Here is a 20,385-nt window from a genome sequence, read left to right as displayed (position 1 = left end):
GTCACTCGGACGGGCGGGCCAGCCGCTGCTGCTCCTCCTCGACGATCCGCCGGGCCAGCTCACCGTCGGACACGTCGACGGCGTCCGGCGCGGCCTCCGCGAGGTCGCTGCGCCGGGCGTACGCGTCGAAGAGCCGGTCCTTGCGGGCCAGCAGCTCCACCAGGCGCTGGTCGACGCTGTCCGCCGCCAGCAGCCGGTGCACCTGGACCGTGCGCACCTGCCCCATCCGGTGGGCGCGGGCGACGGCCTGGTGCTCCAGCGTCGGCTTGATCTGCGGCTCGCACAGGATCACCACCGAAGCGGCCTGCATGTTCAGCCCGGTGCCGCCGGCCTGGATCTGGCTCAGCAGCACCGCGTGCCCGTCCCCGGCGGAGAAGGCGTCGACCAGCTCCTGGCGCCGGGCGGCGGGCAGGCTCCCTGAGACCGGTCCGTACGCCTCCGGCCCCAGCGCCTCGCCGACCGCGGCCAGCACCTCGCGGAAGTAGGAGAAGACGACCACCTTCAGCCCGTTGTCCCGTGCCTCGTCGACGAGTTCGCGCAGCCGCTCCAGCTTGGCGGAGGCGGCGGGCGTGGCGTACGCGGCCCGGCGCATCCGCATGAACTGCCCCGACGCCACCGCTTCCCGGTACGCCGCCAGGTCCCCGGCGCTGAACTCCTCCCACTCGTCCACATGGACCAGCGCCGGGAGTTCGGCGAGGACGTCCACCTGGTTGCGCCGCAGATAGGCGGGGGCGACCGCCCGGCGGAAGGCCTGCGAACCGGCGGCGCCGTGCGTGGACGACACCACATCGGCGAGATCCGGGCGGAGTTGGCGTACCAGACTCCGGAACTCCTCCACCCGGTTCTCCATCGGCGTACCCGTGAGGAACAGGACGTGGTCCGCGCGCTCCGCCCACCCGGCGACCGCCTGAGCCCGCCGGGTGGCAGGGTTCTTGACGAAGTGGGCCTCGTCCACGACGAGCATCGACAGGGCGGTGCCGTCCTCGGGGAGGGTGCGCAGCGCGTCGAACGTGGTGAGCGCGACCCCACCACCCGCCACCCACTCCGCGTACGCCTCCAGCCGCTCCGGCCCGTGCACCGGCACCGCGCTCAGGGTGGACCGGGCCCGGATCTCCCGGCTCCAGTTGATCAGCACGCTCGCCGGGCACACCACCAGGAAGCGGCTCTCGCCCCGCGCCGCGAGATGGGCGAGGGCGGCGATGGCCTGCACGGTCTTGCCGAGCCCCATCTCGTCCCCGATGACCACCCGCTTCTGCGCCAGCGCGAAGCGCGCCCCGAACGACTGGTAGCCGCGCAGCGAGACCCGTAGCCGCGAGTCGTCGAGCCGCAGCGCCCGCACCCGGTCCGCGATCCCGGCGGGCAGGAACCCCTCGGCGGCGTCCCGGTCCGGGCCGCTGCCCGACAGCTCGGCGAGGAGGCTGTAGTACTCGGCGGACCGCAGCTCGAAGTCCACCCACGCCCCGGGCGCCGACTCCGGCGCCCGCAGCAGGTCGACCGAGACCTGGCCGAACAGCATCGGCAGCTCATGCTCCGCCGCCTCCGTGAGCGCCGCACCCAGGGCGGCCACGGCGTCCAGTGCCCGGGTCCGCGCCTCCCTGCCGCTGAACAGCATCCGCAGCCGGCTCCCGGCGGGTGCGGCGGCGGACACCAGGGGATCGAGCCGCTCGGCCAGCCGCCCGGCCGCCTCCACCGCCCGCCGTGCGTCCGGACCGGCCTCGACCAGCCGGTGCAGGGCGATGACCAGCGCGGTCGTCGTGTCGTCCGGGGCGTCCATGTCGATCCGTACGGAGACGGTCTCGCGCACCGCGTCGGCGATCTGCCCGGCGGCCGCCAGCGCCTGATCGGCGGTGTGCGCCCCGACCCCGGGGATCAGCCGGAGCTCGTAGCGGGCCGTGCCGTGGACCTGCCCGACGGTCGTGAACCCGGCCTGTTCGAGAGCGCCGAGACGCAGCCGGCCCTCCGTGACGTCCTTCAGCCGGGCGACCGGGATGGCGGCCAGCTCCCGGCCGGCCAGGGAGGCCAGGAGCGGATCGAGGACGGCCCGTACGGCGTCGACGGCGCGGGCGTGATCGTCGCGGACGGCACGGGCCCGGCTCAGCAGGGCCGCCGCCTCGACCAGCAGCTCCCGGGTGGCCCGGCCCGTGGTCGCCGGGCGGGCGGCCCTGGCCCCGGTGTCGGTCATCGTCGCTCTCTCCGCCGTGCCCCGCGACCGGCAGGTGGTGGTCCGTTCGCTGTACGTGGCCATCGTCCCACGCCCCACCGACAGCCCCCGGTCCGCTGACCTTCCCCGCGTACCGGCAGCCCTCGGCCCGCCGACAGTCCCCGCGTACCGGCAGCCCCCGGCCCCGCTACCGCGCGGGCGGCCGCCGTTCCGCCGGGGAGAGCAGCAGCACCTCCAGGGCCCGCGCGCAGGACCGGGCCTCGGTGAGCAGCCACTCGGTGCGCTCGGCGGTGATCAGGGACGGGGTGGCCCGTACGGCGAGGGCGAAGCGCGCGTACCCCGCCCCGTCCAGGACCGGCACGGCCAGCGTCCGCACCCCGTGCGCGGACTCCCCGTCGTTGAGCGCGTAGGCCTCGGCCCGTACCCGTACCAACTCCGCCTCCAGGGCCGCCGGTTCGACGATCGTGCGGTCGGTGAACGCGGGCAGCGGCGGCAGCGACGCGGGGCCGCCCTCGCCCGGCCGGGCCCAGGCGAGGAGCACCTTGCCCAGCGCGGTGGAGTGCAGCGGCCGGCGCAGCCCCACCTTCGGCGTCACCGAACCGCCCGCCACGATCACCGCGTGCGGCCCGCTGCGCAGCGCCAGGTCCGCCGTCGCGCCCGTCCGCTCGGCCAGGTCCGCCAGCTCCGGCGCGGCCAGATGCAGCCCGCGCTGGTGGTAGGAGAGCCGGCCCAGCTCGGTCACGGCGGGGCCCAGGCGGTAGCGGGCGGTACGCGGATCCTGCTCCAGGAACCCCGCGCCGAGCAGCGTGCGCGCCAGCCGGTGGGCCGTGGACACCGAGAGCTCCAGACGCCGGGCGAGGTCGGAGGCGCTGAGGTCGGGCCCGTTGTCGTGGAAGCAGTGCAGGACGTCCAGCGCGCGCCGGACGGCCTGGGCGCCGCCCGGCGCGCGTGCTGTCACGGCCTCGGTCATGTCGGGTCACTCTCCGCTCGTCGAAGGGGGGCGCAGGGGTGTGTCCGATTGCCACATTACGGGAGTCGAGAAGGGGTCCAACCCTGCTGAGAAACACTCCGTTCACATGCAATCCCACATCATGGGAAGCGAGTTGTCGCACCCGGCACGGCCGTGGCAGGCTGCGGCCATCACCACCGACGAGCGGGAAGGAGCAGCGAGCCATGGCCCGACGTACCGCCGTGCACGCCTCTTCCGCCCCGGGCGCCCCCGTGCCGCTCGCCCTCACCGTGCGCCGCCACATCGACCTGGCGCGCGTCTCCAGCGCAGCCTGTCGCTGACCCTCGCGGCACCCCCTCCCGTACCTCTCCGGCCGCCCCTCGCGCCGCCGTGGACCCGCGCCGCCGGGAACCCGCGCCGCCGTGGACCCGCTCCACCACCGCTGAACTCCGTGCGGGGCGCGGGGGGCCGGGCCCTGTTCCCCGTGCGCCGCCGTGCGCGCCAGGGGCCCCTCTGGGCTGCCCACCGCCACCCCGCATACCTCACGCGCGCCACCGACCCCTATGGAGACACACCCCCATGACGTCTGCCCCCGCCCTGCCCGCGACGCTCTGGTTCACCCGCTGTCCCGTGCCCACCGCCACCGGGATCGCCGCCGACCGGCAGTGGCTCACCGACGAGTTCGCCCCGGACGGCATCACGGTCCGCTCCCTCCAGGACGCCGAACCGGACGCGGACCGGGAGGCCCACTTCACCCACGCCCTGCCCGGACTCTTCCGGGAAGGCGGCAACGTGCCCGCCCTCTGGGCCCGTTCACGCGGTGAGCGGACCCGGCTGATCGGTCTGACCTGGATCGAGGAGCGCCAGGTCGTCCTGGTCGCCCCCGGTTCCGGCATCCGGTCCGCCCACGATCTGCGAGGGCGGCGGATCGCCCTGCCGGTGCACCCCATCGCCATCGACTTCTGGCGGGCCATGGCGCTGCGCGGCTTCGAGGGCGCCCTCGCCTCGGCGGGCCTCGGCCTGGCTGACACCGTCCCCGTCGACGTACCGGCGGACGGCCACCCGGGGCAGTGGGCCGCCGAGCTGGCCGCCCTGCGCCGGGGTGACGTCGACGCGGTGTACGTCAAGGGCGCCCTCGCGGTCGAAGCGGCCCGCAGGTCCGGGGCCGAGGTCGCCGTGGAGCTCGACGACCTGCCGGACCGCCGCTTCCGGATCAACAACGGGACCCCGCGCCCCATCACCGTCCACCAGGACCTCCTGGACGAACACCCCGCGCTCGTCGACCGCTTCCTCGCCGTCCTGCTCCGGGCCGCCGACTGGGCGGCAAAGAGCCCGGCGGAGGTCGACCGGATCCTCGGCGCCGAGACCGGAGCCGGGGCCGAAGGGGTCGCGGGCGCCTACCGCCCCGGCACTCACCTCACCCTCCACCCCGACCTCTCACCGGAGCGCCTCGCCCTGCTCGCCGAGCAGGAGAGCGCCCTGCGTGCCCACGGCTTCCTGCCCGAGCCCGTCCCCGTCTCCGCGTGGGCCGACCCCGAACCGCTCCGCCGAGCCGCCGCGCTGAACGACGCCCACCCGAAATCCCCCCTGCCCGCCGCCCCCTGAGCCCGAGGACCACCACCATGAACATCACCCGACCACGTCTCCGTACGACCGTCCCGACCGCTCTCCTCGCGGCCGCCGCCCTCCTCGCCCTGTCCGCCTGCTCCACCTCCGACGACAGCAACGGCAGCGCGCCCGCAGGCAGTTCGGGCAAGACCGTCGACGTCCGCATCCCCGACCCCGGCAACTCCGGTGTCCTCGCCCTCGGCAAGAAGGACGGCAGCCTCGACAAGGCGCTCGGCAAGGTCGGCGCCCGGGTGAAGTGGACCGGCAGCGCGGGCCCGTTCGCCCCGGCCGCCCAGGCGATGAACGCCGACCAGCTCGACATCGCCACCGGCTCCATCACCTCCGGTATCACCTCGCTCTCGCAGCGACCCGGCTTCAAGTTCTTCACCGCCGTCGACCCCGACGCGAAGGGCGAGGGCATCCTCGTCCGCGACGGCTCCGGCATCGAATCCGTCGCCGACCTGGTGGGGAAGAAGGTCGCCGTCAACCAGGGCGGCACCGGTGAGTACCTGCTGCTCAAGGCGCTGGCCAAGGAGAAGATCCCGGCCGACCAGGTGGAGCGGGTCTACCTGCGCCCCGACCAGACCGCGGCCGTCTTCAACGCCGGTCAGGTCGACGCCTGGGCCGTCTGGGCCACCTACGCGGTCGCGGAGATCGGCAACGGCAAGGCCCACTTCCTCGCCGACGGAGAGGCCATCGGCTCGGACAACTACAGCCTGAACGCCGTCCGTACGGGCTTCGCCGAGCAGCACCCCGCCGTCGTCAAGGCCCTCTACGACTACCTCCACACGGCCAGCGTCAAGGAGAAGGAGGACCCGGCCGCCTATCTCAACGTCTTCACCGACGTCGGCCCGACCGCCGTCACCGGCAAGGCCAAGGAGGTCCAGACCGAGATCACCGCCACGTCCGGCACCGTGGACCCGATCGGCCCCGAGGACATCGCCCGCTTCGAGTCCGTCGCCGCCTTCTACGCCGAGCAGAAGGTCACCAAGGAGAAGGTGGACGTCGCCGCACACCTCCTCGACGTCGAGAAGCTGACATGAGCGACACCCGCGTGGTCGCCCAGGCCGCCGACCCACCACCCGCGGGGCTCGTCACCCCGCGCCCCCAGCTCCGTAAACCCCGCAGCCGCCCCTACGCCCTGACCGTCCGCGCCCTCGGCCCGTTCGTCCTGCTCGGCCTGTGGTGGGCCGCGTCCGAGACCGGCCTGCTCACCCCGGACGTCCTCGCCTCTCCGGCGGAAGTCCTGAAGGCGGTAGGGGAGTTGTGGGGGAACGGGCAGCTGCCCGACGCGCTCACCACCTCCCTGACCCGCTCCGGGCTCGGGCTGCTCATCGGCCTCGCCGCCGGACTGACCCTCGGCATCACCACCGGGTTCACCCGGCTCGGCGACGAGCTGCTCGACTCCTCCCTCCAGACCCTGCGCACCATCCCGTTCCTCTCCCTGGTCCCGCTGTTCATGGTCTGGTTCGGCATCAACGAGACCGCGAAGATCCTCCTCATCGCGGTCGCCACCACTTTCCCCATGTACGTCTCCGCCTCCAGCGGCGTCCGCAACACCGACCCCAAACTCGTCGAGGCCATGCGCTCCTTCGGCATGAGCCGCCTCGCCACCGTCCGGGAGGTGGTCCTGCCCGGCGCACTGCCCTCGCTCCTGGCCGGACTGAGGCTCTCGATGACCCTCAGCGTCATCGCCCTCATCGCCGCTGAGGAGATCAACGCCACCGCCGGTATCGGCTACTTGATGTCCCAGGCCCAGAGCTACGCCCGCACCGACATCCTCGCCGTCTGCATCCTCGTCTACGGGCTCCTCGGCCTCACCGCCGACGTCCTCGTACGGCTGCTGGAACGCTTCCTGATGCCGTGGCGCACCCCGCAGGGAGCCCGCCGATGACCGAGAACGCCCACCAGCAGGCAGCTGTACGGGTACGGGGCCTGCGCCGGGTCTTCGGCACCCGGGCCGTCCTCGACGGCATTGAACTGGACATCGCACGCGGCGAGTTCGTCGCCCTGCTCGGCGCGAGCGGCAGCGGCAAGACGACCCTGCTGCGGATCCTCGGCGCGCTCGACGGCGCTGACGGGGGAGAGGTGCTCGTCCCCGAGGTCCGCACCATCGTCTTCCAGGAACCCCGCCTCGTACCGTCCAAGAAGGTGCTCGCCAACGTCACCGTCGCCCTGCCGCGCGGCCGGCGGGACGACGGGCTGCGGGCGCTCGCCGAAGTGGGCCTGGAACGGCACGCCGACGCCTGGCCCGCCACCCTTTCCGGCGGAGAGGCCCAGCGGGTGGCCCTGGCCCGGGCGCTCGTACGGGAGCCCGAACTCCTGCTCCTGGACGAGCCGTTCGCCGCGCTCGACGCCCTGACCCGGCTGAAGATGCAGGACCTCGTGGACGAGCTGTGCCGCAAGCACCGGCCCGCCGTCCTGCTGGTGACCCATGACGTCGAGGAGGCCGTACGTCTCGCCGACCGGGTCGCCGTCCTGCGCGACGGGCGGCTCGTCACCGACGAGAAGGTCACCGTCGCCCGCCCCCGCGACCCCGGCGACCCCGCCTTCGCCGCCCTGCGCCGCCGCCTCCTCGACGACCTCGGCGTCCCGGCCGCGTCCCACCCCGTGAAATCCCCCGAACTCGACCGTGTCGGAGTGATCTGAATGACCATCACCATCGGTGTCCACGCCAGCAATCCGTCCCTCTTCCACCTCTACCACCTGACCCGGCTCGGCCTCGCCCAGCAGGAGCTCGAACCCCTCGGCGAGACCGTCGCCTTCCACCCGTACAGCAACGGCGTCCGCACCGGCGAACTCCTCACCCAGGGCGTCATCGACTTCGGCGGCACCGGCTCCACCCCGCCCGTCACCGCCCAGTCCGCCGGCCACGACCTCGTCTACACCGCCGTCTCCGCCCCGCGCCCCGAACACGGCGCCCTGCTCGTTCCCGAGGACAGCCCGGTCCGTACCGTCGCCGACCTCAAGGGCACCACCGTCCACCTGGCGATCGGCTCCTGGCAGACCCACCTCGTCGCCAAGGCCCTCGACGACGCGGGCCTCTCCTACGCAGCCGACATCACCGCCGTACGCTCCACCGAGGAGAGCGAGCAGCTCCTGCGCACCGGGGCCATCGCCGCCTGGGTCGCCCAGGGACCCGAGCTCGCCGCCGCCCGCCGTACCGGCGGAGTGCGTACCCTCATCCCCACCGGCGACGTCATCAGCGACCGGTCGGTGTTCTTCACCCGCCGCGAACTCGCCGAGCAGCGGCCCGAGATCGTCGAAGCACTGACCCGCGCCCTGCGACGCGCCGACGACTGGGCCGCCGCCCACCCCCGCGAGGCCGCCCACCTGGCCGCCGCCGACCTCGGCGGCGACGTGGACGACTGGGAGAGTGCGCTGACCGCCCTGCCCTGGCGGATCGAGCCGGTGAGCGGGGAGTTCCTCGCCGAGCAGCAGGAGGCGGCCGACATCTTCCACCGCACCGGCTTCATCGAGCACCCGGTCACCGTGGCCCGCGCCGTCGCCCACGCCCCCGCGACCACCCCGGCCGCCGCCCTGAAGGCGGTCTGAGCAGCCATGGCCACCGAAGTCCTCTGGTACATCATCCCGCGCGAGGGCGCCTACCCGTGGGAGCCGGCCGGCCGCCGCCCCACCGACCTCGGCTACCTCACCCGGCTCGCCGGAACGGTCGAACAGCTCGGCTACAGCGGGGCGTTGCTCGCCACCGACCTGCACGACGTGTGGCCGCTGGGCAGCGCGCTGTCCGCCGCCACCAGCACCCGGTTCAAGCCGCTGCTCGCCGTCCACCCCGGACTGATCTCACCGACCCTGCTGGCGAAGATGGCGCTCACCTTCGACAACCTCTTCGGCGGACGGCTCCGCTTCAACGTCGTCAACGGCTCCACCAAGTCCCTCCAGGAGTACGGGCTCCATGTGGAGCACGACGAGCGGTACGAGCTGAGCGCCGAATACTGGTCCCTCGTCAAACGGCTCACCGCGGGCGAAGTCTTCGACCACCAGGGCCGGTTCTACGACCTGAAGAACGCGGGCGCTTCGTTCCGCGAGCTGAAGCCCGTCCAGGACCCGCACATCCCGCTCTGGTTCGGCGGCTCCTCCGCCCCCGGCATCGAGATGGCCGCCCAGCACGTCGACGTCTTCCTCACCTGGGGCGAGCCCCCGCACCTGCTGAAGGAGAAGCTGGAACAGGTCCGCGCCCGGGCCGCCGCCCACGGACGCACCCTGCGCATCGGGCTCCGCCTCCACCTCATCGTCCGCGACACCGAGGACGAGGCGTGGGCGGCGGCCGACCGGCTGCTGGACGTCACCAGCGAGGCGACCTACGCCCGCCAGCTCGGGGACAGGGCGGGGGAGGACGGCGTCGGCTGGCAGCGCCAGTTCCGCCAGCACGGCGGCAGGGTGCCGGCCCGCGCCCGCGAGCTGGAGACCCACCCCAACCTGTGGCCCGGCATGAGCCTCTTCCGCCCGGGGCCCGGCACCGCCGTCGTCGGCTCGACCGCCCAGGTGACCGAGCGGCTGAAGGAGTACGAGGAGCTGGGCGTCGACACCTTCATCCTCTCCGGCAACCCGCTCCTGGAGGAGGCCTACCGCGTCGCCGAGACGGTCCTCCCGGCCCTGGGGGTACGCCGCTGACCTGCGCGGAGACGCGGGGCGGCCCCGGTCGGCCCCGCGCGGACTGCGGTTGTCAGTGGCCGGTGCGAGACTCGACGGGACAGGGAACAGCCCCGCCGCCGCCGTGCGCGAGCGGGGCCACGGGATCCGCTGAAGGAGCACGCCATGCTCAACCCCGCCTTCCCCGACGGAGCACCCAACTGGGTCGATCTCGGCACGCCCGACGTCGACGGGGCCGCCGCCTTCTACGGCGGTCTCCTCGGCTGGGAGCACGTCCCCGGCGGCCCGGAGGTCGGGGGGTACGGGATGTTCACCCTGGACGGCCACACCACCGGCGGGGTCATGGCGGTCCCCGAGGAGCAGTCCTCCAGCGCCTGGTCCCTCTACTTCCAGTCGCCCGACATCTACGCCACCGCCGAGCAGGTGAACCGGGCCGGCGGCCGTGCCGCCTTCGAGCCGATGGATGTCCTCGACTACGGCCGGATGGGCGGCTTCACGGACCCGGGCGGAGCCTACTTCGGCGTATGGCAGCCGCGGCAGAACCCCGGTCTCGGCGTCATCCAGCAGCCGGGCTCGCTCCTCTGGGCCGAGCTGTACACCCCGGACGTCCCGGCGGCGGCCCGGTTCTTCGGCGACGTCTTCGGCTGGAAGACCGACGCGCTGAAGGTGGAGGGCACCGAGTACGTCTACACCACGGTCCACCCCGCCGGCACCGGCCCGGAGCTGTCGTTCGGCGGTCTGGTCACGATGGGCGACGTCCCGGCCGAGGCGGCGCGCGGCCCGCACTGGATGCCGTACTTCGCGGTCGAGGACGTGGCGGCGACGGTGGACGCCGCCAAGCGGCTCGGCGGGGCGGAGGCGCTGCCGGCGATGGAGGTGCCGGGCGTCGGCACCATGGCCAACGTCACCGATCCGTTCGGAGCGGTCTTCGCGGTGATGAAGCCCCTGCCGAGGCAGTAGAAGCGAGGCAGTGGAACAGGAGAAGCGAGGCAGTGGAAGAGGGCGCGCCGGACGATTGATGGATCGTTGATCAGTCGTTTATCGCACCCGTGCACCGTAGGTCCCATGCTGATCAATATGGTGACCGAGGACGCGCTCGACTGGCAGGAGACCGCGTTGTGCGCGCAGGCCGGACCCGAGTTCTTCTTTCCGGCCCCGGGCAGTTCGACGCGTGAGGCCAAGCAGCTCTGCGGAGCCTGCGAGGGACGCGTGGCCTGCCTGGAGTACGCACTCGCCAACGACGAGCGGTTCGGCGTCTGGGGCGGACTCTCCGAGAAGGAGCGCGAACGGCTGCGCCGGGAAGAGCGCGACCAGGGCTGACCCTCCCCGGTAGGTGCCGGGACTCCGCGCCGTGACACGGGCACACCAGACGTCCGCCGAAACCTCCAGGGCCACCAGTCCTTCGCCGTCACCGTGCGCTGCCCCCTGCCCCCCGGCCCGCTGCCGGCCGCCTCCTCCCGGTCTGACCTGGAAATGGCGGGGCAGGAGACCCTGGGCCGGCAGGGAAGCTCCCCCGGCGACGACGAGAAGGGGAAACGCACCGATGTCTCCGGTTACCGAAGAGTGGGGCGAGGTCCTGCGCACGCATCTGGCTCTCGACGAGAAGGGTTCGCCCGTCCTGGCCGCCGCCGCGTTCTCCGCCGAGGCTGGCTTCTTCGCCGTCGTGGGGCGCGGCGACGAGGACGGCCGGCCGTACTTCCGCTCTGTGCCGTACGACGCCGAAAGCCTGGTCCCGGATGATGTCGAGGCCCTGTGCACGGTGTGCGAGGAGGTTGTCCACTCCCGGGGCCTCCGCATCGCGGGCACGCTCTGGCGACGTGAGAGCCGTGAGATGATCAGCGATGTCGTGACCGGGAGTGAGCTGGAACTCGCTCTGTTGAGGGACGGCGACCGCGCCATGTGGGTCGTCCGGGCGTCCCAGGGCATCTGCACCTTCGTGCTGGTGGACGATGACAGCGGAGCCCATGTCTTCGAGGCCCGGTCCCTGGCGCTGGACTTCGACTCCTTCCTGGTCGGCCAGGGGTACTGAGCCCGCACCTGACCGGCCGGTCCTGCCGGGCCGATCCCTGATCGGCCGGTGGCATCGGGTCAGAGGTAGCGGCGGATCGGTACGACGGCCGCTTCCCGCACCCGCTGGAGGACATCGCGCCGCTTCCACCGGCCGCGCTCGATCAGCACGCTCTTCTCGCGGTCCTCGTCGAAGTGGGCGTCGAGCGTGTCCGTGAACTCGCAGTCCATGACCGCGAGCATGACCTCCTCGTCGTGGTCGAGGGAGCGCCGGTTGAAGTTGGTGGAGCCGATCAGCGCGGCGACCCGGTCGATCGTGAGTACTTTCGCGTGCATCATCGTCGGCTGGTACTGGTAGATCTTCACCCCGCAGGCCGTCAGCTCCTCGTAGTGGCGCTGACCGGCGAGCTGGCAGACCCGCTTGTCGGTGTGCGGGCCCGGCAGCAGGATCTCGACCTCCACCCCGCGCCGGGCGGCGGCGCAGAGCAGCCCGGTGAAGTAGTCGTCGGGTGCGAAGTAGGCGGTGGTGAGGCGGATGCGCTCCTCGGCGGATTCCAGGACGACCCGCATCAGGGTCTGCATGTCCTGCCAGCCGAAGGACGACGAGCCGCGGACGACCTGAATGACCGCGTCACCGTGGTGGTCGCTCGCCACGAACCGGTCGCGCTCGTCGAACAGCTCGTCCTGGCACTCGGCCCAGTTCTGCGCGAAGGCGGCGGCCAGACCGTCGACGGCGGGGCCGCGGACCTGCACATGGGTGTCCCGCCACTCGTGTTCGTTGCGCGCGTCGCCGCACCACTCCTCGGCTATCCCGACGCCGCCGGTGAACGCGATCGACTCGTCGGTGATGAGGACCTTGCGGTGACAGCGGTGGTTCTGCTTCAGCGGCGAGAGGTAGAGCGGCTTCCGGAACCAGGCGACCGTCACCCCGGCCTCGTCCATCATGTCCAGCTGACCCTTCTCGATCAGCCGCGAGCCGAACCCGTCGAGCAGCAGCCGGACCCGGACACCGGCCCGGGCCCGCTCGGCGAGCGCCTCGGCGAACTCCTTCGCGATGTCGCCCCGCCAGTAGACGAAGGTCATCATGTCGACGGTGTGCTCCGCCTCGCGGATCGCCTTCAGCATCGCACCGAAGATCTGATCGCCGTTGCGGAGCGGAACCAGCGAGTTCCCCTCGGTGGCCGCGATCCCGATCAGCCGCTCCAGCCTGCGTCTGAGCCGTAGGGAGCGTCGCTCGCACACCTCGGGATCGAGTTCGGCCGGATCGTGCGGCGGCGTACCGACGGGGGTTGCGATGACCTCGGACATGGTGCACCTCTGTGTGCGTGAGGCTGCGCATGGGCAGCGTTCCGGCGCTACGTGACGGGCGTCAAGCAGCGACCGTCTACCCCCTGACAGCTCGGGGATTCAACTGACCGAGTGGTTTACGGCGCAGAAAATGCGGGGTGTTCCTCAAACCGTCGCGCGGGTCTTCGGGCGCTCTGCCGGCCGTCCGCCCGAAGACCCGGCGGCATGAGCTACAGGACGGTCGCCCCGTACGCGCTCAGCGCCTCGGTGACGGGCTGGTAGAACGTCGTGCCGCCCGTCCGGCAGTTGCCGCTGCCGCCGGAGGTGAGACCCAGAGCGGTGCTGCCCGCGAAGAGCGCGCCACCACTGTCGCCGGGCTCGGCACAGACGTTGGTCTGGATCATGCCGTACACGATCCCGCTGGAACCGTAGTTGACCGTGGCGTTGAGACCGGTGACCGAGCCGCTGCGCAGCCCGGTGGTGCTGCCGCTGCGTCGGACGGACTGGCCCACGGAGGCGTTGCCCGCCGTCGTGATGTCCTGGTACGAGCCGTTGTACAGGTAGACCCTGCCGTCGGCTGCCGCCGGGTTGGAGTGGCGGATGATCCCGTAGTCGTTGTTCGGGAAGCTCGTTCCGGTCCGCGTCCCGATGGACCAGTTGGCGCTGATGTTGGTGCAGTGGCCGGCGGTCAGCGCGTGGGCGACGCCGTTGACCGACACGTTGAAGCCGAGCGAACAACGGCTGCCACCGGTGGTGATGGCCTCGCCGCCGGCGATCAGCGGCCTGAACGTGCCCTCGGTGCGGTTGACCGTGAGTTCGGCCTTGGACGTTGCCAGTGCTTTCTTGATCTTGGCCAGTTCGGACTTCGACACGGTGCTGTCGGCGGTGAGCACGATCTTGCCGGTGCTCGCCTCCGTGTACCAGGCGGTGCCCGCCACATCGGCGGCGAGGACGGCAGAGCTGGCGTCGGCGAGCTGCGAAACGGTCGCCTTGGCCTCCGCCTCGGGAGCGGCGACGGCTGAGGGGGTCGCCAGAGCCACGGAGGCGACCAGGCCGGACGCCACGGCGAGGAGCCGCGCGTGTCTGGGCATGCTGCTGATCGACGAGAAGCGCTTGAAGGTCACGAGGTCCTCCGAGATATGGGGGGACAGCCCTGGTCGGGTGAGGTAGGGCTGTTGGTGCGGGAGGTTCCCACCCGACGATCATTGGGCGTGAACCTGTCAAGTTGCACGCTGGAATCGTTGACGGCGGAGGCTGTCGGCGCAAGGTCGGATTCGCGCCCGCGAGCCCGGAATGCGGCGGAGGGGGGTAAGGGGCGGAGGGCTCGGTCCGTCAGGCGTAAATGCTCCTGATGTGGAGATTGGTGTCTATGACCCCAACATCCCGTGAGGCGTAGCGAATTTGTCATCTCTTTACATAGGGTTACCGATAGTTATGCCACAGCCGAGTACCCTCCGCTCCGCGCCCGGGACTCGCATGGCCCCTGTGCATCGACCGCAGAAGGTGCATAGGTGGCAATTTTCCCTGATGGGGCGACTGGGGAACTCTGGCGCCGCATTGCCAGTTTGCCGCACTTTGGGGCTGGCTGAATACGTGCTTCCGCCCTTGGTGTCCTGCCGTCTCCGGCCCTGAATGCGTCCGGAGATGCCTTCTTGCGCACTGGTTCGCCTTATGCGCGTGCCGGCCGTGGTGGTGTCGCCCGTCCGTCAGCGCCACAGCTGCCTGACCGTGGCGCTGACGGCAAGGGGGATCGGTGAGGCGGCGTCAGCCGCGGCCGCGCGCGGCCATCCGCGCCTTGCGGGCGGCGAGCTTCTCGTCGAACTTCGACGCCTCGCTGTCCAGCCCGCCCATGTAGAGGCCGAGTTCCTCCTGAGCCTTCATGCCCTCCGGGCCGAGCCCGTCGATGTCCATGACCTTCAGGTAGCGCAGCACCGGCTGGATCACGTCGTCGTGGTGGATGCGCATGTTGTAGATCTCGCCGATCGCCATCTGCGCGGCGGCCCGCTCGAAGCCGGGCATGCCGTGGCCGGGCATCCGGAAGTTGACGACGACGTCGCGCACGGCCTGCATGGTCAGGTCCGGGGCCAGCTCGAAGGCGGCGCCCAGGAGGTTGCGGTAGAAGACCATGTGCAGGTTCTCGTCGGTGGCGATCCGGGCCAGCATCCGGTCGCAGACCGGGTCGCCGGACTGGTGGCCGGTGTTGCGGTGCGAGACGCGGGTGGCCAGCTCCTGGAAGGCGACGTAGGCGACGGAGTGCAGCATCGAGTGCCGGTTGTCCGACTCGAAGCCCTCCGCCATGTGAGCCATGCGGAACTGCTCCAGCTTGTCCGGGTCGACGGCGCGCGAGGTGAGCAGGTAGTCGCGCATCACGATGCCGTGGCGGCCCTCCTCGGCGGTCCAGCGGTGCACCCAGGTGCCCCAGGCGCCGTCGCGGCCGAAGAGGGAGGCGATCTCGTGGTGGTAGCTGGGGAGGTTGTCCTCGGTGAGGAGGTTCACCACGAGCGCGATCTTGCCGATGTCGGTGACCTTGGACTGGTCCGCGGACCACGCCTCGCCGTCCTCGAAGATGCCGGGGAAGTTCCGTCCGTCGGAGAACGGGACGTACTCGTGGGGCATCCAGTCCTTGGCGACCTTGAGATGGCGGTTGAGTTCCTTCTCCACCACCTCTTCCAGCGCGTACAGCAGCTGGGCGTCGGTCCACGCCTTTGAACTGCCGAGGTGGGGAGAGGTGATCGTCACGGGGAGCTCCTGGGGACGGGAGTGGGGGACGGGAGTTACCTACGGATTCGTAGGTTACGTGACCGTAGGTTAAGGCGGCGGTAAGGGGTAAGCCAAGCCCGTCCCCGCGGGCATCCGATTACGTACCGTTATGCGCGCAGCTCGCGGCGGACGTCGGTGAGCTTCAGCGGGTCTTCGCAGGTCAGCGGGGGTCTTCGGGCAGTCCCAGGTCCCGGCGCAGATACCGGGCGGTAACCGAGGTGCGGTCCGCGAGCAGCCCCTCCGGCGTCCCCTCGAAGACCAGCTCGCCGCCCTTCTTCCCGCCGTCCGGGCCGAGGTCGATCACCCAGTCCGCCCGCTTGAGGACCTCCAGGTTGTGTTCGACGCAGATCACCGTGTTCCCCGCGTCGACGAGCCGGTCCAGCAGATCCACCAGCGCCCCCGTGTCGGCCAGGTGCAGCCCGGTCGTCGGCTCGTCCAGGACGTACACGCTGGAGGTGCGGTGCAGCTGGGTGGCGAGCTTGATCCGCTGGCGCTCACCTCCCGAGAGGGTGCTGAGGGGCTGCCCGAGCGTGAGGTAGGTGAGGCCGACCTCGTCGAGCGTGCGCAGCTTCCGCAGCAGGACGCGGTCCTCGAACAGCCCGACCGCCTGCGCCGCCGTCATCTCCAGCACGTCGACGATGGACCGGCCGCCGACCCGGTGCTTCAGTACGTCGTCGTGGAAGCGGCGGCCCTCGCACTCCTCGCAGGTGGTGGTGACCGGGTCCATGAACGCCAGGTCGGTGGAGATCTCCCCGCGGCCCGAGCAACCCGGACAGGCTCCCGCCGAGTTGAAGCTGAACAGCCCGGCATCGACGCCGTTCTCGCGGGCGAAGACCTTGCGGATGGTGTCCAGTGCGCCGATGTACGAGGCCGGGGTCGAGCGGGAGGAAGCGGTGATGGCGCTCTGGTCGATGACCACCGCCTGCGGGTGGGCCGCCGTGAACACCTCCGATACCAGCGTCGACTTGCCCGAACCCGCCACACCGGTCACCACGGTCAGCACCCCGGTGGGGAACGACACGTCCAGCCCCTTGAGGTTGTGCAGTTCGGCTCCCCGGACCGGGAGCTGCCCGGTGGGGGAGCGGAACTCGCTCTTGACGGTGGTCCGTCGGCGCAGACACCGCCCGGTGAGCGTGTCCGCCTCCCGCAGCCGGTCGAACGGCCCCTCGAAGACGACATGGCCGCCCTCCGACCCGGCTCGCGGCCCCATGTCGACGATATGGTCCGCGACCGCCATCACATCCGGGTCGTGCTCGACGACCAGCACGGTGTTGCCCTTGTCGCGCAGCCGCACCAGCAGATCGCCGAGCCGCCCGACGTCCCGTGGGTGCAGTCCGACGCTCGGCTCGTCGAAGACGAAGGTCAGCCCGGTCAGTGAACTCCCCAGGTGCCGGACCATCTTGAGCCGCTGCCCCTCGCCGCCCGAGAGGGTGGTCGTCTCCCGGTCCAGGCTGAGATAGCCGAGCCCGATCCCCACGAGCCGCTCCAGCCGCTCGCGGGCCGCCGCCGCGATCGGGCCGCCCACCGGATCGTCGATCCTGGCCAGGACGCCGACGAGATCGGCGACCTCCATCCGCCCGTAGTCGGCGGGCGAGAGCCCGTCGACGCGGGTGGCGAGCGCCGCCGCGTTCAGCCGCGCCCCGCCGCAGGAGGCGCAGACACGCTCGACGGTGAACCGGTCGGCCGCCGCGCGCCGCTTGTCCGACAGCGACGCCGTGTCCCGCTTGAGGTAGAGCCGCTCGAACCGCGTCACCACCCCCTCGAACCGCATGTCCGCCGAGCCCGTACGCAGATCGAGCCGGACGGTGAACCCGGTTCCGTACAGCAGGAGTTGGCGCTCCTCCTCGCCGTACGCGGAGAGCGGCAGGTCGTTGTCGAACCGCCCCGACCCGCCGTACAGGTTCCACTCCCAGCTGCCCACCGTGAGGCCGGGCAGCAGCAGTGCTCCCTCGTTCAGCGACTTCGACCAGTCCACCGCCCGGTTCAGGTCGAGCCGGACCGTACGCCCCACCCCGTCGCACTCCGGGCACATCCCCGTCGGGTCGTTGAAGGAGTACGCGGTGGCCCCGCCGGCGCTCGGTGTCCCGTACCGGGAGAACAGCACCCGGATCACCGACCAGATGTCCGTCGCCGTGCCCACGGTCGAGCGGATGTTGCCGCCCAGCGGCTTCTGGTCGATGACGACGGCCACGGACAGGTCCTCCATGGACTCCGCCCGTGGCCGCTCGTACTTCGGCAGCCGGTTGCGCAGGAACGAGGTGAAGGTCTCGTTCAGCTGCCGCTGGGACTCCACGGCGATCGTGTCGAAGACGACCGATGACTTCCCCGAGCCGGAGACCCCGGTGAAGACGGTGATCCGGCCCTTGGGCAGGGTGAGGGAGACGTCGCGCAGATTGTTCTCGTGCGCTCCGGTGATGACGATGCCGCGCTCGGTGCTGAGATCCATACCGACGACGCTAGGCCGGATACCCGACAGCTTCTGTCGCCTTTTCCCGCGGATCTCCCGAGGCCGCTCACCGCCCCGCCCGCACCTCCTCGGGATTCGTGTCCCGCAGCTTCCCGTCCAGGCGCAGCCACCGGGTGATCCCGATCGCCTCCAGGAACGGCACGTCGTGGCTCGCCACGATCAGCGCCCCCTCGTACGCCTCCAGCGCCTCGGTCAGCCGCCGTACGCTCGCCAGGTCGAGGCTGTTCGTCGGCTCGTCCAGCAACAGCAGCCGGGGTGCCGGGTCCGCCAGCAGCAGCATCGCCAGCGTCGCCCGGAAGCGCTCCCCGCCCGACAGCGTTCCGGCCGGACGGTCGGCGGCGCCCCCCTTGAAGAGGAAGCGCGCGAGCCGGGCCCGGACGCCGTTGTCGCTCAGGCCGGGGGCCGACCGTTTCACGTTGTCCGCCACCGACAGCGTGTCGTCCAGCGTGTCCAGCCGCTGCGGGAGGAAGCCCAGCGGCACCGGCGTCGTCGCCTCACCGGAGAGCGGGGCGAGCTCACCCGCGATCGTCCGCAGCAACGCCGTCTTGCCCGCCCCGTTGCGCCCGGTCAGCGCGATCCGCTCCGGACCGCTGACCGTCAACTCCCCATGCAGCGGCGGCCCGTAGGGCGGCACCGGATCACGCAGGAGCAGCACCTCGTTCCCCGGATGCACCCGCGTCGTCGGCAGCTCGATCCGGATCTCCTCGTCCTCACGCACCGCCGCCTCCGCCTCGTCGAGACGCTCCCTGGCCTCCGCCAGCCGCTCGGTGTGCAGGATGCGGTGCTTGCCGGCGGACTCCTGGGCGGACCGCTTGCGCTGGCCCATCACCACCTTGGGCTCCCGCTTGGTGTCCCACATCTTCTGCCCGTACCGCCTGCGCCGGGCCAACTTCATGTGTGCTTCTGCCAGTTCGCGCTTCTGCCGCTGCACATCCGACTCGGCGGCCCGCACCATCCGCTGCGCCGCCTCCTGCTCGACGGCGAGCGCCTCCTCGTACGCCGAGAGGTTTCCGCCGTACCAGGTGACCGCGCCCTCGCGCAGATCCGCGATCCGGTCGACCCGCTCCAGCAGCTCCCGGTCGTGGCTCACCACGAGCAGCGCCCCGGTCCAGGCGTCGACCGCGTCGTACAGCCGCTTGCGGGCGACGGTGTCCAGGTTGTTCGTCGGCTCGTCCAGCAGCAGCACCCCGGGACGGGCCAGCAGCAGGGCCGCCAGCCGCAGGAGCACGCACTCGCCGCCGGACATCTCCCCGACCGTGCGGTCCAGGCCGATGTGGCCGAGGCCGAGCCCGTCCAGGGCGGCGCGGGCGCGCTGCTCCACGTCCCAGTCGTCACCGATCACGGTGAAGAGCTCCTCGCGCACGTCACCCGCCTCGACGGCGTCGATCGCCGCCCGCCGGTCCGCGATGCCCAGCACCCGGTCGACCCGTAGCGCGGTGTCCAGGGTGACGGTCTGCGGCAGATACCCGAGGCCGCCACGGGTCCTGATCTCGCCCTCCAACGGGGCGAGATCACCGGCGATCAGCCGCAACAGGGTCGATTTGCCGCATCCGTTGAGGCCGATGAGCCCGGTGCGGCCGGGGCCCACGGTGAGGTCGAAGCCGGAGAAGACCTCGGTGCCGTCGGGCCAGGAGAAGGAGAGGGAGGTACAGCTGATGTGGGTGTCGGACGTAGACATACGGATCTCCCGTGTACGTCGGGGAAATGAGCTGAGGACGGCTGACGAGCTGAGGTCGCACACGGGCGCCCGAGACCACGACGGGGCGTGGCGGCGCTGCACGGTGCGGGGGACCTCAGATCAGCAACGTCCTTCTCCGATCCGACGACAACAGGGACAGTCACGAAGGTAGAACCGGAGCGCACATCCCGGCAACGGATTTTCCGACGGGGAGGCGGGGAGGCGGTGAGGCCGCGAGAGAGCGGGGCTCCGCCGCTCAGCAGGCGCCGCCGAGCAGATCGGTCAGGTTCCGGTCCAGCTCCAGGTAGCGGTACTCGTCACCCATCGGCACCAGCTCCTGCGCCCGCTCCAGGAAGCGGCGCAGCTCCGCCGTGCGTACGTGGACCATGGCGATGCCCTCGGCCGCGTGGAACTCCAGCACCGTCCGCTCGTACCCGAACGGCCTGACCCGGACGTCCCCCTCGCCGGCCGGGGTGTCGACCCCCGCCGTCAGCAGCTCACGGGAGAACTCCCAGGACACCTCGGTCCCCTCCAGGGTCGCCGGGGCCGGAAACGCCATCCGCACGGCGAAGGGGTCCTTGCGGTCGTAACTCAGTGTGGCCGGCAGGGTTTCCATCCGCGGGGCGGACGCGACCATGCGGGCCTGCACGGACTGCTCGATAACGCTGGACAAGACCTGCTCCCTCTCGCGGCTGGGTGAACGGTTCCCGGCATTGGAGTAGACGACGGAACGCATCGATCCGTGCACCGGCGGGTGGCGTGAGCTGCGTCACCGCCCACGCCCCGCCCCTCCTCCACGCTCTCCTGCATCCCCGCCTCCTGCCCGCTTCTCGGCGCCGCACCCTGACCGGCAT

At 71.5% G+C, this 20,385-nt stretch carries 18 protein-coding genes; 10 read left to right on the top strand and 8 right to left on the bottom strand.

Annotated features, from left to right (window positions below; genetic code table 11):
• Position 1: 1 nt before the first annotated feature.
• Complete coding sequence (locus R2B67_RS03590; RefSeq protein WP_317816404.1) at positions 2-2,182, bottom strand: DEAD/DEAH box helicase; 2,181 nt, start codon at positions 2,180-2,182, stop codon at positions 2-4.
• A gap of 166 nt (positions 2,183-2,348) precedes the next feature.
• Entirely contained in the window at positions 2,349-3,131 is a 783-nt protein-coding gene (locus R2B67_RS03585) for an IclR family transcriptional regulator (RefSeq protein ID WP_317816403.1), read from the bottom strand.
• A gap of 203 nt (positions 3,132-3,334) precedes the next feature.
• Between R2B67_RS03585 and R2B67_RS03580 the strand changes: the two genes are divergently transcribed.
• The 10 genes from R2B67_RS03580 (at position 3,335) to R2B67_RS03535 (ending at position 11,361) form a co-directional block, all read left to right on the top strand.
• The gene (locus R2B67_RS03580) at positions 3,335-3,451 is read left to right on the top strand and encodes a putative leader peptide (protein WP_309544405.1); all 117 of its coding nucleotides are present in this window, start codon (positions 3,335-3,337) and stop codon (positions 3,449-3,451) included.
• 238 nt (positions 3,452-3,689) lie between these two features.
• Entirely contained in the window at positions 3,690-4,715 is a 1,026-nt protein-coding gene (locus R2B67_RS03575) for an ABC transporter substrate-binding protein (protein ID WP_317816402.1), read from the top strand.
• A 17-nt stretch (positions 4,716-4,732) separates the two neighbouring features.
• Positions 4,733-5,761 carry an NrtA/SsuA/CpmA family ABC transporter substrate-binding protein gene (locus R2B67_RS03570; RefSeq protein WP_317816401.1) on the top strand — a complete coding sequence of 343 codons (1,029 nt, stop codon included), beginning with the start codon at positions 4,733-4,735 and terminating at the stop codon, positions 5,759-5,761.
• The gene (locus tag R2B67_RS03565; RefSeq protein WP_317816400.1) at positions 5,758-6,612 is read left to right on the top strand and encodes an ABC transporter permease; all 855 of its coding nucleotides are present in this window, start codon (positions 5,758-5,760) and stop codon (positions 6,610-6,612) included. Before R2B67_RS03570 ends, R2B67_RS03565 begins: the two co-directional genes overlap by 4 nt.
• Positions 6,609-7,367 (top strand): ABC transporter ATP-binding protein, encoded by a 759-nt coding sequence (locus R2B67_RS03560; RefSeq protein ID WP_317816399.1) that lies wholly within the window; start codon positions 6,609-6,611, stop codon positions 7,365-7,367. Before R2B67_RS03565 ends, R2B67_RS03560 begins: the two co-directional genes overlap by 4 nt.
• The gene (locus R2B67_RS03555; protein WP_317816398.1) at positions 7,368-8,273 is read left to right on the top strand and encodes an ABC transporter substrate-binding protein; all 906 of its coding nucleotides are present in this window, start codon (positions 7,368-7,370) and stop codon (positions 8,271-8,273) included.
• A 6-nt stretch (positions 8,274-8,279) separates the two neighbouring features.
• Complete coding sequence (locus R2B67_RS03550) at positions 8,280-9,353, top strand: LLM class flavin-dependent oxidoreductase (RefSeq protein ID WP_076966521.1); 1,074 nt, start codon at positions 8,280-8,282, stop codon at positions 9,351-9,353.
• Between the two features lie 144 nt (positions 9,354-9,497).
• Complete coding sequence (locus R2B67_RS03545) at positions 9,498-10,292, top strand: VOC family protein (protein ID WP_018513306.1); 795 nt, start codon at positions 9,498-9,500, stop codon at positions 10,290-10,292.
• A gap of 105 nt (positions 10,293-10,397) precedes the next feature.
• On the top strand, positions 10,398-10,652 hold the full coding sequence (locus R2B67_RS03540; protein WP_026241705.1) for a WhiB family transcriptional regulator: 255 nt from the start codon (positions 10,398-10,400) through the stop codon (positions 10,650-10,652).
• Positions 10,653-10,875: 223 nt separating this feature from the next.
• Positions 10,876-11,361, top strand: a complete 486-nt coding sequence (locus R2B67_RS03535) for a hypothetical protein (RefSeq protein ID WP_317816396.1) — start codon at positions 10,876-10,878, stop codon at positions 11,359-11,361.
• Positions 11,362-11,420: 59 nt separating this feature from the next.
• Here R2B67_RS03535 and R2B67_RS03530 read toward each other — a convergent pair whose 3' ends face one another.
• The 6 genes from R2B67_RS03530 to ssgD all read right to left on the bottom strand — a co-directional run bounded on the left by R2B67_RS03530 (position 11,421) and on the right by ssgD (position 20,204).
• Complete coding sequence (locus R2B67_RS03530; RefSeq protein WP_317816395.1) at positions 11,421-12,647, bottom strand: phospholipase D-like domain-containing protein; 1,227 nt, start codon at positions 12,645-12,647, stop codon at positions 11,421-11,423.
• A gap of 209 nt (positions 12,648-12,856) precedes the next feature.
• Entirely contained in the window at positions 12,857-13,750 is an 894-nt protein-coding gene (locus tag R2B67_RS03525; RefSeq protein ID WP_317816394.1) for a S1 family peptidase, read from the bottom strand.
• Between the two features lie 640 nt (positions 13,751-14,390).
• On the bottom strand, positions 14,391-15,365 hold the full coding sequence (locus tag R2B67_RS03520) for an acyl-ACP desaturase (RefSeq protein ID WP_237328891.1): 975 nt from the start codon (positions 15,363-15,365) through the stop codon (positions 14,391-14,393).
• 181 nt (positions 15,366-15,546) lie between these two features.
• Positions 15,547-17,832, bottom strand: a complete 2,286-nt coding sequence (locus tag R2B67_RS03515; protein ID WP_317816393.1) for an ATP-binding cassette domain-containing protein — start codon at positions 17,830-17,832, stop codon at positions 15,547-15,549.
• Between the two features lie 67 nt (positions 17,833-17,899).
• Positions 17,900-19,531 carry an ABC-F family ATP-binding cassette domain-containing protein gene (locus tag R2B67_RS03510; RefSeq protein WP_317816392.1) on the bottom strand — a complete coding sequence of 544 codons (1,632 nt, stop codon included), beginning with the start codon at positions 19,529-19,531 and terminating at the stop codon, positions 17,900-17,902.
• A 256-nt stretch (positions 19,532-19,787) separates the two neighbouring features.
• Positions 19,788-20,204 carry a spore wall synthesis regulator SsgD gene (gene ssgD / locus R2B67_RS03505; protein ID WP_026241704.1) on the bottom strand — a complete coding sequence of 139 codons (417 nt, stop codon included), beginning with the start codon at positions 20,202-20,204 and terminating at the stop codon, positions 19,788-19,790.
• Positions 20,205-20,385: the final 181 nt, after the last annotated feature.

The organism is Streptomyces cyaneofuscatus (assembly GCF_033109485.1).
GTDB lineage: Bacteria > Actinomycetota > Actinomycetes > Streptomycetales > Streptomycetaceae > Streptomyces > Streptomyces cyaneofuscatus.
Note: the sequence above shows the minus strand (reverse complement) of the source record. Positions and strands in the feature narration are given on the sequence as shown.